General features: G+C 71.7%; 16 protein-coding genes. 5 read left to right on the top strand and 11 right to left on the bottom strand.

The genetic code is table 11. The features are described from left to right. Nucleotides 1-78: 78 nt before the first annotated feature. The 4 genes from ABD817_RS27005 to ABD817_RS26990 all read right to left on the bottom strand — a co-directional run bounded on the left by ABD817_RS27005 (nt 79) and on the right by ABD817_RS26990 (nt 3,137). On the bottom strand, nt 79-807 hold the full coding sequence (locus ABD817_RS27005) for an NRDE family protein (protein WP_344920967.1): 729 nt from the start codon (nt 805-807) through the stop codon (nt 79-81). A gap of 285 nt (nt 808-1,092) precedes the next feature. Beyond that, nucleotides 1,093-1,854, bottom strand: a complete 762-nt coding sequence (locus ABD817_RS27000) for an SCO1664 family protein (RefSeq protein ID WP_344920966.1) — start codon at nt 1,852-1,854, stop codon at nt 1,093-1,095. Next, on the bottom strand, nt 1,851-2,426 hold the full coding sequence (locus ABD817_RS26995; protein ID WP_329079244.1) for a DUF3090 domain-containing protein: 576 nt from the start codon (nt 2,424-2,426) through the stop codon (nt 1,851-1,853). Before ABD817_RS26995 ends, ABD817_RS27000 begins: the two co-directional genes overlap by 4 nt. Before the next feature lie 9 nt (nt 2,427-2,435). Next, nucleotides 2,436-3,137, bottom strand: coding sequence for a histidine phosphatase family protein (locus ABD817_RS26990; RefSeq protein ID WP_344920965.1), 702 nt, complete (start codon nt 3,135-3,137; stop codon nt 2,436-2,438). Nucleotides 3,138-3,202: 65 nt separating this feature from the next. Here ABD817_RS26990 and ABD817_RS26985 point away from each other — a divergent pair, with 65 nt between their 5' ends. Both ABD817_RS26985 and ABD817_RS26980 read left to right on the top strand, forming a co-directional pair. Beyond that, on the top strand, nt 3,203-4,147 hold the full coding sequence (locus tag ABD817_RS26985) for an aldo/keto reductase (RefSeq protein ID WP_344920964.1): 945 nt from the start codon (nt 3,203-3,205) through the stop codon (nt 4,145-4,147). A 196-nt stretch (nt 4,148-4,343) separates the two neighbouring features. Then, on the top strand, nt 4,344-5,339 hold the full coding sequence (locus tag ABD817_RS26980; protein ID WP_344920963.1) for a hypothetical protein: 996 nt from the start codon (nt 4,344-4,346) through the stop codon (nt 5,337-5,339). Between the two features lie 31 nt (nt 5,340-5,370). On the opposite strand, the gene fabI is transcribed toward ABD817_RS26980, so the two are convergent. After that, entirely contained in the window at nt 5,371-6,135 is a 765-nt protein-coding gene (fabI, locus tag ABD817_RS26975; RefSeq protein ID WP_344920962.1) for an enoyl-ACP reductase FabI, read from the bottom strand. A gap of 1 nt (nt 6,136) precedes the next feature. Continuing rightward, nucleotides 6,137-6,841, bottom strand: coding sequence for a beta-ketoacyl-ACP reductase (locus ABD817_RS26970; RefSeq protein WP_344920961.1), 705 nt, complete (start codon nt 6,839-6,841; stop codon nt 6,137-6,139). 76 nt (nt 6,842-6,917) lie between these two features. Here ABD817_RS26970 and ABD817_RS26965 point away from each other — a divergent pair, with 76 nt between their 5' ends. Beyond that, the gene (locus ABD817_RS26965; protein ID WP_344920960.1) at nt 6,918-8,417 is read left to right on the top strand and encodes a TldD/PmbA family protein; all 1,500 of its coding nucleotides are present in this window, start codon (nt 6,918-6,920) and stop codon (nt 8,415-8,417) included. 41 nt (nt 8,418-8,458) lie between these two features. Then, nucleotides 8,459-9,826, top strand: coding sequence for a metallopeptidase TldD-related protein (locus ABD817_RS26960; RefSeq protein ID WP_344920959.1), 1,368 nt, complete (start codon nt 8,459-8,461; stop codon nt 9,824-9,826). 22 nt (nt 9,827-9,848) lie between these two features. Here the strand turns inward: ABD817_RS26960 and ABD817_RS26955 are convergent, their stop codons facing one another. Further along, a complete protein-coding gene (locus tag ABD817_RS26955) occupies nt 9,849-11,036 on the bottom strand; it encodes a linear amide C-N hydrolase (protein ID WP_344920957.1) in 1,188 nt (395 codons plus the stop codon). A 38-nt stretch (nt 11,037-11,074) separates the two neighbouring features. Continuing rightward, nucleotides 11,075-11,287 carry a dodecin gene (locus ABD817_RS26950; protein WP_344920956.1) on the bottom strand — a complete coding sequence of 71 codons (213 nt, stop codon included), beginning with the start codon at nt 11,285-11,287 and terminating at the stop codon, nt 11,075-11,077. Between the two features lie 75 nt (nt 11,288-11,362). On the opposite strand from ABD817_RS26950, the gene ABD817_RS26945 reads away from it, so the two are divergent. After that, nucleotides 11,363-11,674 (top strand): DUF3099 domain-containing protein, encoded by a 312-nt coding sequence (locus tag ABD817_RS26945; RefSeq protein WP_344920954.1) that lies wholly within the window; start codon nt 11,363-11,365, stop codon nt 11,672-11,674. Between the two features lie 195 nt (nt 11,675-11,869). On the opposite strand, the gene ABD817_RS26940 is transcribed toward ABD817_RS26945, so the two are convergent. Genes ABD817_RS26940 through moaA form a run of 3 tightly spaced genes read right to left on the bottom strand, consistent with a single transcriptional unit; the run spans nt 11,870 to nt 13,822 of the window. Beyond that, complete coding sequence (locus ABD817_RS26940; RefSeq protein ID WP_329094000.1) at nt 11,870-12,121, bottom strand: DUF6457 domain-containing protein; 252 nt, start codon at nt 12,119-12,121, stop codon at nt 11,870-11,872. 2 nt (nt 12,122-12,123) lie between these two features. Further along, on the bottom strand, nt 12,124-12,786 hold the full coding sequence (mobA, locus tag ABD817_RS26935) for a molybdenum cofactor guanylyltransferase (RefSeq protein ID WP_344920952.1): 663 nt from the start codon (nt 12,784-12,786) through the stop codon (nt 12,124-12,126). 46 nt (nt 12,787-12,832) lie between these two features. Next, a complete protein-coding gene (gene moaA / locus ABD817_RS26930) occupies nt 12,833-13,822 on the bottom strand; it encodes a GTP 3',8-cyclase MoaA (protein ID WP_344920951.1) in 990 nt (329 codons plus the stop codon). Nucleotides 13,823-14,111 lie beyond the last annotated feature (289 nt).

Genomic DNA, 14,111 nt, shown 5'->3' with positions numbered 1-14,111 from the left:
TCCAGCAGTTAGGCCACCCCGGTCGGCTCGGGGTGGTGGACATGTGGGCACTCACCTCAACTCCGGAAACTGACCGGATCATTCCGTGAGGACCCGGCGGAAGGCGCCAGGATCGCGAGGGTCGGCGGTGAAGTCGTAGCGGACGCCACCGGGCGCGAGGGCCAGCAGGGTGACCGACCCGGAGCCGAAGGTCCGCCCGTCGGGCAGTTCCTGATGGATGATCATCGTGCGGGGGTCCTCGGAGGGGATCCCCGCCCCGGTGGCGAGTTCCCGCCACTCCTCCCAGGGGCCGTCGAGCTCCGTGGGACGGCCCGCCTTGGCGAACAGGGGGCGGAAGAACGCCACGCGCTCGTTCTCCTCGCCGCGCTCCCACCCGCTGTTGACGATCATGTGGGTTCCCGGGGGAAGGTCGTCCCGCTCCAGCGTGATCCCGTCCCAGTGCCACAGGCTGGCCCCGGCGGGATCGGCCCGCAGCAGGCGGAAGGGGTCGTAGTGACCGAGTTCACCCTCCACCGGCCGGCCTCCGGCCGCCGCCAGGAGCGCCAGGTCACCTCGCGAGCGGCGGGTCTCCTCCGGGGCGAGTACGCCGAGCCCGTTGAGGAGGGCTCCGACCCGCCGGGCCCCGGGGTCGACGGCGAGCCAGGTGCCGCCTCCCCGGAGATCACGCCCGCCGATCAGGCCGGGCCAGTTCTCCGGCCAGTGCCGGGCCGGGGGGACCCAGGGGCGGTCGGTGAACTCGTCGCGCACCCCGACCACGATCAGGGGGATCTCGGCGCTCGGATCGATGCTGACGACAACCGTGCACATGCCCGGAGGTTACGCCCTCACGGGAGACGGGTTCGGACCGGGGCCCCGCCTCGGGAGGGAGACCGAGGTCACAGACGCCACCACGGCCAAGACCATGGGGACCGCCGGGGCAGGGACCACAGACGCCGCCACGGCCGATATCACGGGATCACCACGGCCGAGGTCACAGACGCCGTAGCAAAGGTCACAGGCGCCATCACGGCCGAGACCACGGGCGCCGCCGCGCGGTAGCACGGGTCACCGGTCCCGTCTCCCCACGGGGTGCCCGGCACCCGCGCGGGGGCCTCAGATCGGCGGCCAGGGGATGGCGGGCCAGTCCTTGGAGGGCAGGGGGTGCAGGCCGGTGTCGAGGAGCCTGCGGACCCGTGTCCAGGTGGCCTCGACCTCGTGGAGGGTGAGGAGCTCGCGGAGGCGGCGGCCGAGACGGCCCTGCTCCAGGTCGGCCTCAAGGCGGGTCAGGACGTTCATCGCCTCGCGGGACAGGGGCTTGCCGCGCCACTGCCAGAGCACGGTGCGGAGCTTGTCCTCGGCGGCGAAGGAGACCCCGTGGTCGACGCCGTAGACGTGGCCGTCGGCGAGCGGCAGCAGGTGGCCGCCCTTGCGGTCGGCGTTGTTGACGACGGCGTCGAAGACGGCCATCCGCCGCAGCGAGGGCTGACGGCTGCGGATCAGCACCATCAGGTCGGTCTCGGGGTCGGTGTCGATCCAGAGCTGGCACATTCCCGGGCCGAAGGGACCGTCGCGGTAGACGGTGGGTGGCACGATCCGCCAGCCGATCGCGGCGGAGACCTCGTAGGCGGCGACCTCGCGGGCGGCCAGGGTGCCGTCGGGAAAGTCCCAGAGGGGGCGTTCACCCCGTACCGGTTTGTACACGCAGGCCGCCGCGAGCCCACCGAGCCGGACCGAGCAGTAGAGCGTCATGTTGGTCGCCTCGACCAGGCGGCCCGCCACATCCAGTTGGCCGTCACGGAGCAGACGCGTCGCGGTCTCGTCGTCCAGCCCCGCGGCCGGCGCCGCACTCAGCGTCGGCTCGCTCTCAGCACTCATTCGCCTCCTCCAGCAGATGAAGCGCTACTACCCCGGTAACCGTTGAGCCGCACACAAATATGCCCCTCGGCATCGAGAGGCTGGGCGCAGAGCGGGCAGGGCGGGCGGCCGGCGGCGACGAGCGCCATGGCCCGCTTGGTGAAGGCCCGCGCGGCGCCCGGGCTGATGTGGACGCGCAGCACCGTGGGCTCGACGAGCGGGGACGGCTCGAACTCCTCGTCCTCGGCGACGGCCTCCTTGGCCTCAATGATCACCTGCGCCGCCTCGGAGTCCCAGGCCAGGGCCATGACGCCGACGCGGAAGTCCTCGCTGATCGGCACGTCGAGGGGGGCGTTGTCCGTCAGCGCGGCCGGAGCGACGGCCGGCACGGGGACGCTGCCCTCTCCGCGTCGCAACACCTCGTCGAGCAGCTCGTCGAGGCGATCGGCCAGCGCCGCGACCTGGAACTTCTCCAGCGCCACGGTGGTCAGCCTGCCCTGGCCCCGCGCCTGCAGGAAGAAGGTTCGTGATCCCGGTTGCCCCACGGCACCGGCCACGAACCTCTCGGGTGGATCGTAGTCGAAGACCGGCATAGCCCGACCTTACGTGGTTCCGGATCCGCCGCCGACTGCGGCATCGCTCCCGGTGGGATTTTCTCCCCCCTCCTCGCCGTCCGAACCCTCCCGAAGGCGCAATCCGGCCACATCTCCGCCCAGGTCGTTGAGTCTGAGCACGAAGGGGCGCAAGGGGGTGTAGCGAATGGCGGTGAGCGACGCCGGGTCAGCGGTTATCCGCTGGAACTGGTCCAGATGGAGCCCCATCGCGTCGGCCACGATGGCCTTGATCACATCTCCGTGACTGCAGACGAGGTAGACCGCCTTCGGACCGAGGCGCTCGTTCCACTCCCTGACGGCCGTCACGGCGCGGTGCTGGACGGCGGACAGGGATTCTCCCCCGGGGAACGTCACCGCGCTCGGGTGGGCCTGCACGACCGGCCAGAGGGGGTCCTTGGCGAGCTCGGCGATCGGGCGGCCCGTCCACTCGCCGTAGCGGCACTCGCCGAAGCGCTCGTCGGTCAGCACCTCCGCCTCCCCCCGTCCCTCGGCGACCGCCTGCGCGGTCTCCTGGCACCGCTCCAGCGGGCTGGAGACGATCGCGTCCAGCTCCAGGGTGGTCAGCCGCGCGGCGAGCGCCTCCGCCTGGGCCCGTCCCGCGTCACTGAGGTGGACATCCGGGGTCCAGCCCGCGAGGACCGGACCGGTGAGGTGGGTAAGGCCGTGTCTGGCCAGCAACAAGGTCGTCACGCGGGCAAGTCTTGCAGCCTTCGCTCCACTACTTTTAAGTGGCCGGGCGGTAACCTGGCCGGATCATGGAGCAGCGCTATGTGGGCCGCAGCGGCCTGTCGGTGTCCCGTCTGGGACTGGGGACGATGACGTGGGGGCGTGACACCGGCGCCGAGGAGGCCGCGGCGCAGCTCCGCATGTTCGCCGAGGCCGGCGGCACGCTCATCGACACCGCCGACGTCTACACGGGCGGCGACGCCGAACGGCTGCTCGGGCGGCTGCTGCGCGACTCCGTGCCGCGTTCGGAGCTGGTGCTGTCCACCAAGGCCGTGCTCACCCCGGCCGGGCGCAGGCCCCGCGACGCCTCCAGGAAGCACCTGGTCGCCGCGATCGACGCCTCCCTGACCCGGCTGGGCGTCAACGAGGTCGACCTGTGGCAGCTGCACGCCTTCGATCCCGACGTCCCGCTGGAGGAGACCCTGGCCGCCGTGGACGCCATCGTGTCCTCGGGGCGGGCCGCGTACGCCGGGGTGTGCGACTACGCGGGCTGGCAGCTGGCGACCGCGGCCGTGGGGCAGCGGGCGGTCCCCGGCAGGGTGCCGATCGTCGCCGCCCAGGTCGAGTACTCTCTCCTGGCCAGGGAGGCCGAACGCGAGCTGATCCCCGCCGCCGAGCACGTCGGCGCGGGGGTGCTCGCCTGGTCGCCGCTCGGTCGTGGAGTCCTCACCGGGAAGTACCGCACGGGCATCCCCGCCGACTCCCGGGCCGCGACCCCGCACTTCGCCGACTTCGTCACCCCCTACCTCGACGAGCGGTGCCGCCGGGTCGTGGAGTCGGTGACGACCGCCGCCGAGGGGCTCGGCGTCTCGCCGCTGTCGGTGGCCCTGTCGTGGGTACGCGACCAGCCGGGGGTGTCCTCCGCCATCGTCGGCGCCCGCACCCACGCGCAGCTGTCCGGGGCGCTCCAGGCCGAGGACCTGACGCTCCCCGTGGAGATCAGGGAGGCGCTCGACGACGTGTCCGCGGACTGAGGCGCGGGGAGAGGGCGCGGATCGCCGCCCGCGAAAACCGAACGAGAATTCGTCTCGCGTATCACTAGTCGATACCGAATGGCAACTTTCCGTGGAAAAAACGGGCCTCCCTACAAAACTGTCAAACAGGTGGCGGGGGCACCCGGATGTCGGTGAGATGCCATGGCCGATGTCCGACCCGGGGCGAAGGAGACGAGTGCGAACTGCGATGGCGGCAGGCGTCCTGGCACTGGCGCTGGGGGGCGGGATCCCGGCGGTCGCGATCGTGCCCGCGAGTGCCGTCCGGGCGAGTGCCGTCCCACGGATGGACGACTGTGATCACGGAGGGCTGCTGGGCACCGTGACCGGCGGGGTCTGCCGGGTCGTGGACGGCCTTGGGAGCGGTGTGGGCGACGTCGTGCACGGCCTCGAAGACACCGTCTCCCCGCCCTCTCCCGCGCCCCTGCCCTCCGGCGGAGACTCCGCGGGGGGCGGGGCCGAGACGTCCACCGACGTCGGGGAGACACACGACCGGCCGGAGACTCCGGCACCGGTCGTCTCGATTTCCGAGCACCCGCCGCAGAAGAGGCCACCCGTCGCGAAGGACCCGAAGGAGAGGGAGAAGGAGCCCTCCGGTGGCCCGCAGGCGCCCCGGCCCCGGGGCACCGACGACGCCTGCCGGTCCGCAGCGACCTCGCCCGGATGCGCGGACTCGTCGGTGACCACCCTTGTCGAGGACCCCAAGGAGTCGGCGTCGCCCACGGCGCCGCCGAGTCCCAGCCCGGCGAGTCCCAGTCCGTCGGCGACCCCCTCGGCGAGCCCCTCACGGCCCGAGGGGGCCGCTCCCGCGCGCAAGAGCCCGGTTCCGGTGCCGACCGGCCGGGCGCTCCCCGAGACGTCGCTCCCGGACACCGGGACGCCCACGACCGACGTGGGCGAGCCGGTGACCCCCGAGCCGTCGCCCGTGGTCGACGCCGAGGCGCCCCGGGTCGAGCTGCTGTGGCCCGCCCCGGTGATGGAGGAGCTCCAGCGGCAGATGCCGGGCGAACAGCCGGTGACGCCCAGCCGGTCGTCCGACACCGCGAGCACCGTGCTCACCACGGCGGTGCTCATCTCGGCCATCCTCGCGGTCCGCCTGCTGTACAGCAGGCGGAAGATCCGGGAGTCGATACCGTTCGATCCGGTTCCGCCGGGGCACCACCGGGTGGCCTAGGGCCAAGGTCCTTGGCCGGGCCGGAAGGCGCTCAGCCGCCGATGGCGTGGACGCCCCCGTCGACGTGGACGATCTCACCGGTCGTGGCGGGGAACCAGTCGGACAGCAGGGCCACGCACGCCTTGGCCGCCGGGATCGGGTCGTCGATGTCCCAGCCGATCGGGGCCTTGGCGGGCCAGCTCTCCTCGAACTCCGCGAAGCCGGGGATGCTCTTGGCGGCCATGGTCCTGATCGGGCCCGCGGCGACGAGGTTGACCCGGATGCCCTGCTTGCCGAGATCGCGGGCCAGATAGCGGGAGCAGGACTCCAGGCCGGCCTTGGCCACGCCCATCCAGTCGTACACCGGCCAGGCCCTCGTGGCGTCGAAGTCGAGGCCGACGATCGCGCCGCCCTCCTTCATGAGCGGGAGCGCGGCCACCGCGAGTGACTTGAACGAGTACGTGGAGACCTGGACGGCGGTCGCCACGTCCTCCCAGGAGGTGTTCAGGAAGTTGCCGCCCAGGGCGGTCTGCGGCGCGAAGCCGATGGCGTGCACCACCCCGTCCAGGCCGCCGAGGTGCTCGCCGACCCGGTCGGCCAGGGAGTCGAGGTGCTCGGTGTTGGTGACGTCGAGCTCCAGCACCGGGGGCGGCTCCGGCAGGCGCCTGGCGATCCGCTCGACCAGGCTGAGCCGGCCGAACCCGGTGAGCACGATCTGCGCGCCCTCCTCCTGGGCCAGTTTGGCCACCGAGAAGGCGATGGAGGCGTCGGTGAGCACCCCGGTGACGAGAAGCCGCTTGCCTTCGAGAATTCCCACGTCAGTGCCCCATTCCAAGGCCGCCGTCCACGGGGATGACGGCCCCCGTGATGTAGGCGGCGTCCTCGCCGGCCAGGAATCTGACCACGCGCGCTATCTCCTCCGGGGCGGCGTAACGGCCCAGGGGGATGTTCTTCCGGATCTGCTCCTGGTACGTCTCGTCCAGCTCGGCCGTCATGTCGGTCTCCACGAAGCCGGGGGCGACCACGTTGACGGTGATGTTGCGCGCGCCCAGCTCCCTGGCGGCCGACCGGGCGAAGCCGATCATGCCCGCCTTGGAGGCGGCGTAGTTGCTCTGCCCCGCCGAGCCGAGCATGGCGACCACCGAGGAGATCAGCACGATGCGCCCGCGCTTGAGCCGCAGCATGCCGCGGGTGGCGCGCTTGGCGACCCGGTAGGCGCCGGTCAGGTTCGCGTCGATGACGTCGGTGAAGGTCTCCTCCTTCATCATCGGCAGCAGCGTGTCCCTGGTGATGCCCGCGTTGGCGACGAGCACCTCGACCGGGCCGTACTCGGCCTCGACCTTCGCGAAGGCGGCGTCCACGTCGGCCGTGCTGGTCACGTCGCAGCGCACGCCGAACAGGCCCTCGGGAGGCTGGCCGGAACGGTAGGTCACGGCGACGTCGTCGCCTGCCTGAGCGAGTTCGCGGGCGATCGCGAGGCCGATGCCGCGATTGCCGCCGGTTACGAGAACAGATCGAGCCATGGTCAGAAGGTATCGGCTACCCGGGGGTAACCCCCTTGTCCGGGAAGGACAAGATCACAGGGCTAGGATCGTTGACATGCGCCAGATCGACTCCGACTTCCTCGCTCTGCCTCTGCGCCGGCTGGCGGACGCCGCCCTGCAGCGCGCCCGGGACCTGGGCGCCGAGCACGCCGACTTCCGGCTGGAGCGCGTGCGCGGGGAGACCCTGCGTCTCTCCGACGCCGCGTTGGAAGGTTCCATCGACGCCGACACCCTCGGTTACGCCGTACGGGTCGTCAAGAACGGCACCTGGGGCTTCGCCGGAGGCATCGAGCTCACCCCCGAGGCGGCCGTCAGGGTCGCCGAGCAGGCGGTGGAGGTGGCGGTCGTCTCCGCGGCGGTCAACCGCGAGCCCGTCGAGCTGGCGCCCGAGGCGGTCCACTCCGACGTCACCTGGGTCTCCTCCTACGAGGTCGACCCGTTCGAGGTGCCGATGCGCGACAAGGCGGCGCTGCTCGCCGACTGGTCGGGCGACCTGCTGAGGGATCCCGGGGTCGACCACGTCCAGGCGTCGCTGATGCAGGTCAAGGAGCAGAAGTTCTACGCCGACACGGCCGGGACCTCCACCACGCAGCAGCGGGTGCGCGTCCATCCCCAGCTGCGGGCGACGAGGGTGCTGGACGGCCGCTTCGACTCGATGCGGACGCTCGCCCCGCCCGTCGGCCGGGGGTACGAATACCTCACCGGCACCGGCTGGGACTTCCCCAAGGAGCTGGCGCGCATCCCCGAGCTGCTGGAGGAGAAGCTGCGGGCTCCCTCCGTCGAGGCGGGGCCGTACGACCTGGTGATCGACCCGTCGAACCTGTGGCTGACGATCCACGAGTCGGTCGGGCACGCCACCGAGCTCGACCGCGCCCTCGGCTACGAGGCGGCGTACGCGGGGACGAGTTTCGCCACCTTCGACCAGCTCGGCACGCTGGTGTACGGCTCCCAGCTGATGAACGTGACCGGTGACCGCACCGTCGAGCACGGCCTGTCCACGATCGGCTACGACGACGAGGGGGTGGCGACCAGGGAGTTCGACATCGTCTCCGACGGCGTCCTGGTCGGCTACCAGCTCGACCGGCGGATGGCGCTGCTGAAGGGCCTGGGCGCCTCCAACGGCTGCGCCTTCGCCGACTCCCCCGGCCACACCCCGATCCAGCGGATGGCCAACGTGTCGCTGCGGCCGGCGCCCGGCGGCCCCACCACCGAGGAGCTGATCTCCGGCGTCGACCGGGGCATCTACGTGGTGGGCGACAGGAGCTGGTCCATCGACATGCAACGGTACAACTTCCAGTTCACCGGAGAACGGTTCTACTCGATCGAGAACGGCAGGCTCACCGGGCAGCTGCGCGACGTCGCCTACCAGGCCACGACGACCGACTTCTGGCGCTCGATGGCGGCGGTCGGCGGGCCGCAGACGTACGTGCTGGGCGGGGCGTTCAACTGTGGCAAGGGGCAGCCCGGCCAGGTCGCCCCGGTCAGCCACGGCTGCCCGTCGGCGCTCTTCCGCGGCGTGCGCGTCCTCAACACCGTCCAGGAGAGTGGCAGTTGAGCACGTACGGCGAGCGAGTGGGAGAAAAGGAGAGGAGCGGGATGACTCCCCAGGAGATGATCGAGAGGGTCCTTGAGCTCTCCACGGCCGACGACAACGTCGTGATCGTGCAGGAGGGGTCGAGTGCCAACCTGCGCTTCGCGGACAACACCCTCACCACCAACGGCGTGTCCCGTTCCTCGCAGCTGACCGTGATCTCCATCGTGGGCCGCGGTGTGGGCGTGGTGTCGCGGGCGGCGGTCCGCCCCGACCAGCTCGACGACGTCGTGGCCGCCGCCGACCACGCCGCGGAGGACGCGCGGCCGTCCGAGGACGCCCGGCCGCTGCTGGAGGGCACCCGTTCCGGTGACTGGGACGTCCCCGCCGAGCCTACCTCGATCGGGGTGTTCGGTGCCTTCGCCCCCGCCCTGGGCGAGGCCTTCGCCACGGCCGAGGCGGGCGGGCGCAGGCTGTACGGGTTCGCCGAGCACATCGTCACGACGACCTTCGTGGGCACCTCGACCGGCGCCCGGCTGCGGCACACCCAGCCCACCGGTCGCCTGGAGCTCAACGCCAAGTCCTCCGACACGCGCCGCTCGGCGTGGGCCGGCGTGTCCACCCGTGATTTCTCGGACGTCGACGTGGCCGCCCTGGACGCCTCGCTGGCCCGGCGCCTGGAGTGGGCGAAGAACCGTGTCGAGCTGCCCGCGGGCCGGTACGAGACGCTGCTGCCGCCGACGGCCGTGGCCGACCTGATGACCTACCTGTACTGGACTGCCGGAGCCCGCGACGCCATGGAGGGGCGCACGGTCTTCTCCAGGCCCGGTGGCGGCACCCGCGTCGGCGACGTCCTCTCCGAGCTGCCGATCCGCCTCTACGGTGACCCCTCGGCGCCGGGCGTCGAGTGCCCGCCGTTCGTGGTGGCGCACGCCTCGGGCCGGGAGAACTCGGTGTTCGACAACGGGCTGCCGCTGGCACCCACCGACTGGATCTCCGGCGGCAGGCTGGCCAACCTGCTGCAGACCCGGCACTCGGCCGAGCTGACCGGCCTGCCGGTGACCCCGGCCGTCGACAACCTGATCATGCGGGGGCCCGAAGGCGGGCGGTCGCTGGAGGAGATGATCGCCTCCACCGAGCGCGGCCTGCTGCTCACCTGCCTGTGGTACATCCGCGAGGTCGACCCGCAGACGCTGCTGCTGACCGGCCTGACCCGCGACGGCGTCTACCTGGTGGAGAACGGCGAGGTCGTGGGCGAGGTGAACAACTTCCGCTTCAACGAGAGCCCGGTGGACCTGCTGCGCCGCCTCACCGAGGTCGGCGCCTCGGAGCAGACCCTGCCGCGCGAGTGGAGCGACTACTTCAACCGCGCGATCATGCCTCCGATCCGGGTGCCCGACTTCAACATGTCGACGGTCAGCCAGGCCAGCTAGGCCCTCGCCGGGCGGGGCCCGCTCAGCGCTGGACGAGCGGGACGGTGTGCACGGTGTCCCATCGCCGACCCGCCACCACGCGGGCGGTGGCGTCGGTGAGGTCGTAGACGACCGACCATCGGGTGTGCGTCTGGGCCACTCTCTGGAGCAGGCCCATCGCGTCGCGCCAGTCCCCGGCGGCGGGCAGCCCCTCGGCGAGCGTGCGGTAGCGGGGGTCGGCCCGGCGCTGGGCGGCGGACGTGCCGGTCATGCCGAAGTTGGTGAGCACGCGGTCGTCGATGACGTTGAGCCTGCCTTCGGCGTACTCCACGACGGCCGATCCGCCCGCGGCATCGGCGATGAGGTAGTGGACCTGCGGCCCGATCGTGAAGTCGACGTCGTAGCGGCGCATGATCGCCAGTGCCTCGTCCACGGTCGCCGCCTTGTCGAGCATCATCCTGATGACGCGCACGCTGCCGATGTCGGGGCGGTCGGGAGAGCGGTCGGGCAGCCCGCCCTCGGGTGAGGTGGCCATACCGATCGCCAGGCCCTTCTCGTTGACTCCGTCGAAGGGGGCGAGCACCGCGTGAGCCATCCTGCGGCGGGCGGGCGCGGCGGACAGGTCCGGCGGGGCGGAGCCTCCGATCAGGTGGAACAGGTCGACGACGGAGACCGAGGCGTAGCCGTCGGGCGGGTCGGCGTGCACGATCAGCGCCGGGTTGGGGTCCCAGTCGAAGTTACGGCCGAACAGCGGCCGGTCGCCATCGAGGGCGAACAGGGAGCAGGCCCAGCCGTCGGCGCGTCCCGCCAGCTCCTCCTCCCCGAGGGGCGCCTCGCGGTCGTAGGACCCGTGGAAGGTCATCTCGTACAGCGGCAGGTCGTCGATCTTACGGAGACTGCCTATCGTCCGCGCGACGTCGGTGGCGCTCTGGCGCAGCAGTGGTTCCCCTTCCGTCCCGGATCGCGTCCCGGCGTCGGCGGCGGGCGAGGGCTGTGGCGCGGTGGCGGCGGGCGTGGCTCGCGGGGCGGGCGCGGTGGCGGTGGACGTGGTTCGCGAGGCGGACGCGGTGGTGGCGGTGGGAGCGATGGGCACGGTGGGCACGGTGGGCGCGCCGCTCGCCCGGGTGGCGCAGCCGGTCGGGAGGACCACCGCCGCGGCCAGCGCGGCCCGTACCAGCGTCCCCGCCGCACCGCGCGGCCTTCCCGCCCTCGCGGCCCGCGTCTCGTCCATTCCCGCAGTCTGCGTCACCGGGCGCCCGGCGTACAGGCTCAGTCGTCCTCCAGGCGGAAGCCGATCTTCAGGCCGACCTGGAAGTGGCCGATCTCCCCCTCCTCGATGTGCCCCCTGATCTCGGTCACCTCGAACCAGTCGAGGTGGCGCAGGGTCCGGGAGGCCCTGCGGATCCCGTTGCGGACGGCGGCCTCGATGCTCTCCCCCGAAGTGCCGACTATCTCGGTCACCCGGTACGTTCGATCTGTCATCCCCTGCTTCTTCCCGGAAAGCCACGATTACATGACCGTTCGCCCCCAGCCGATATGAGGCTTAGATTGGGAATCGTGAAGGGATTGCGCAGGCGTCAAGTGGTTCATCAGGTGACGGACGCCCGGCCCTCTCTCAGCGCCGACATCGGCAAGCGCGAGAGGAGCTACTTCATCAAGATGGGGATCCGGCTGATCTGCCTGGTCCTCGCCTTCACGGTGCCCGCTCCGATGCCCGTCCGGCTGCTACTCTTCGCCGGGGCGATCTTTTTACCATACGTTGCCGTGATCGGGGCCAATGCGCCGCCGCGCGGAGTTCCGCATGCCCCTGACGTGGAAGATTCCGGACAAAACCAGATTCCGCGCCATCGACGCGAGATCGGGTCGTGACTAAGTCTTGACGCACCCCAAGGGTAGTAGGTGTACGCTTTAGCCAAGTGCCCTGGTCCCCCGTCGGGGCACTGTTGCCGGCGTTCCGGGCCCCCGTCGGAACGCCGATGAAGCGACGCCGGGTGGTTTGCCCCCGTAACCACCCGGCGTCGCCCTTTTCTCAGACTTTAACAACAGGCCGCCTTTTCTTTGGCGTTATTTGTCGCCCAGCGTCTCGGTCGTCGCCTGCTCCCAGTTGCGCGCCAGCGTGGTCAGTCTCTCCACGATGTCCGGCGGCGCCGTGCCCGCCCCCTGGGCCAGGCCGAGCAGATAGGCCGTCAGCGGCGCGGCCGGCCGGGCCACCCCGTGCGCGACCTCCTTGGTCAGGTCCAGCACCTCGTCGCGGTCCACCACCGCGGGGTCGATGCCCAGCTCCCGGCAGACCAGCGCGGTCCACTCCGTCAGCACGTTCAACTCTCGCTCCTTGTCCTCGGTCGCGCCCGTTCCGTGCCGTCGCCGCTCTCGCGACCCTCGCCGGAATCCGCGCCTTCGCCGTCGGAGCCCGGCTCCACCGTCCGGGCCCGCTGTAGATCGTCCATGGTGTCGCAATCGAACCACGGCCGGCCGGTGAGATGAAGCGTGACCGGGGAGAGCGGGGCCAGCAGCCCGTGCAGCGACCGCCCCTCGTAGCGGGCGAGCGCCCGTGTCAGGCTCCGCGTGTGCCACACCCCGGCGAGCCACTGCTCGCGCCCGCCGTCGTCGAGGAGCACCGCCCCCGCGGCGTCCTGCCCGTCCCCCGCCCCGGCGGCGTCCAGGAGCGCGTCCACGTGCCCGGCGGTCAGAAATGGGAGGTCGGCGGCGAGCAGCGCCACCCACGGCGCGGTCACCTCGGCCAGCCCCGCCCGCAGCGCCGGGACCGGGCCGCTCCCCGGCGGGTCCTCACGCCGGAAGATCGCGTGCGGCAGCCCGGGGCGGGGCGGCCCGACGACGATCAGCCGTGCCGCGCCGGGCACCGCGGCGGCCACCGACTCGACCAGCGGACGGCCGGAGACGTGCAGGCCGGGCTTGTCCTGCCCGCCTAGCCTTCGCGCGAGACCGCCCGCCAGGATGCAGGCGTCGTGGCGGGCGGTCATCGGGCACCTCCGGGGCCTTGGGTACGGGGGTCTCCGGGTGGGGGCGTCAGCCGCCGATGGCGGACATCGGGCGGGACGGCTGCAGGAAGGCCGGGTCGTCGATGCCGTGACCGGCCTTCTTGATCCGGACCGCGGACCGCCAGCGCTCGGCGATCTCGTCGTCACCGGCGCCCGCGCGCATCGCGGCCCTCAGGTCGGACTCGTCGGTGGCGAACAGGCAGTTGCGGATCTGGCCGTCGGCGGTGAGCCGTACCCGGTCGCACGCGCCGCAGAACGGGCGGGTGACCGAGCCGATGACCCCCACCCTGGCCGGGCCGCCTCCGACGAGGAACAGCTCGGCCGGCGCACTGCCGCGCTCCGCCGCGTCGGCATCGGCCAGGTCGAAGTCGGCCTTGAGCGTGGCGAGGATCTCGTCAGCCGTGATCATGTTCTCCCGGCGCCAGCCGTGCTGGGCGTCCAGCGGCATCTGCTCGATGAACCGGAGCTCGTAGCCCCGCTCCAGGCAGTGGCGGAGCAGCGGCACGGCCTCGTGGTCGTTGATCCCGCGCATCAGCACCGTGTTGACCTTGACCGGGCGCAGCCCGGCGGCGTCGGCCGCCTCCAGCCCTTCGAGGACGTCGGCCAGGCGGTCGCGGTGGGCGAGCTTCTTGAAGGTCTCGCGGTCGAGGGTGTCGAGGGAGACGTTGACCCGGTGCAGGCCGGCGGCGGCCAGGGAGGCGGCCATCCTGCTCAGCCCGATCCCGTTGGTGGTCAGCGAGACCTGCGGGGCGGGGTCGAGCGCGGTGGTACGGGTCACGATGTCGACCAGCTCGCGGCGGAGCAGGGGCTCGCCGCCGGTGTAGCGGACCTCGGTGATGCCGAGTCGCTCCACCCCGATGGTGACCAGCCGGACGATCTCGTCGGCGGTGAGCAACTCGGGCTTCGGCAGCCATTCGAGGCCCTCGGGTGGCATGCAGTAGGAGCAGCGCAGGTTGCAGCGATCTGTGAGGGAGACCCGCAGATCGGTCGCCACGCGACCGAAGGAATCCTGCAACACGGGACGCCACCTCTCAGTTGGTCACCTTGTGGAACAGGGGGCCAGCCTACGGCCAGCCCCCTGCCCGACCTTGGACAGGCCTCATTGTTTCAACATCACCATAAGGCGGTTGATTCCTGGCGTGCTGACTTCGTACGCCCCCTCCCCCGGCCGCCGGGAGCGTCTCGTCGCGTTGGCGCGGACCGGTCGCCGCAGGTGGGCGGCGGTCTCGGCCCGGCCGGGCCCGCGCCGCAATCACCGGCCGGATGTCCCGCGTACGCGCGAGGGACACCGAGTGATCATGACCGGC

This window comes from Streptosporangium oxazolinicum, from assembly GCF_039537505.1.
In the GTDB taxonomy this organism is placed as follows: domain Bacteria; phylum Actinomycetota; class Actinomycetes; order Streptosporangiales; family Streptosporangiaceae; genus Streptosporangium; species Streptosporangium oxazolinicum.
The sequence above is the reverse complement of the archived record's forward strand: the minus strand, read 5'-3'. Positions and strand labels throughout refer to the sequence as shown.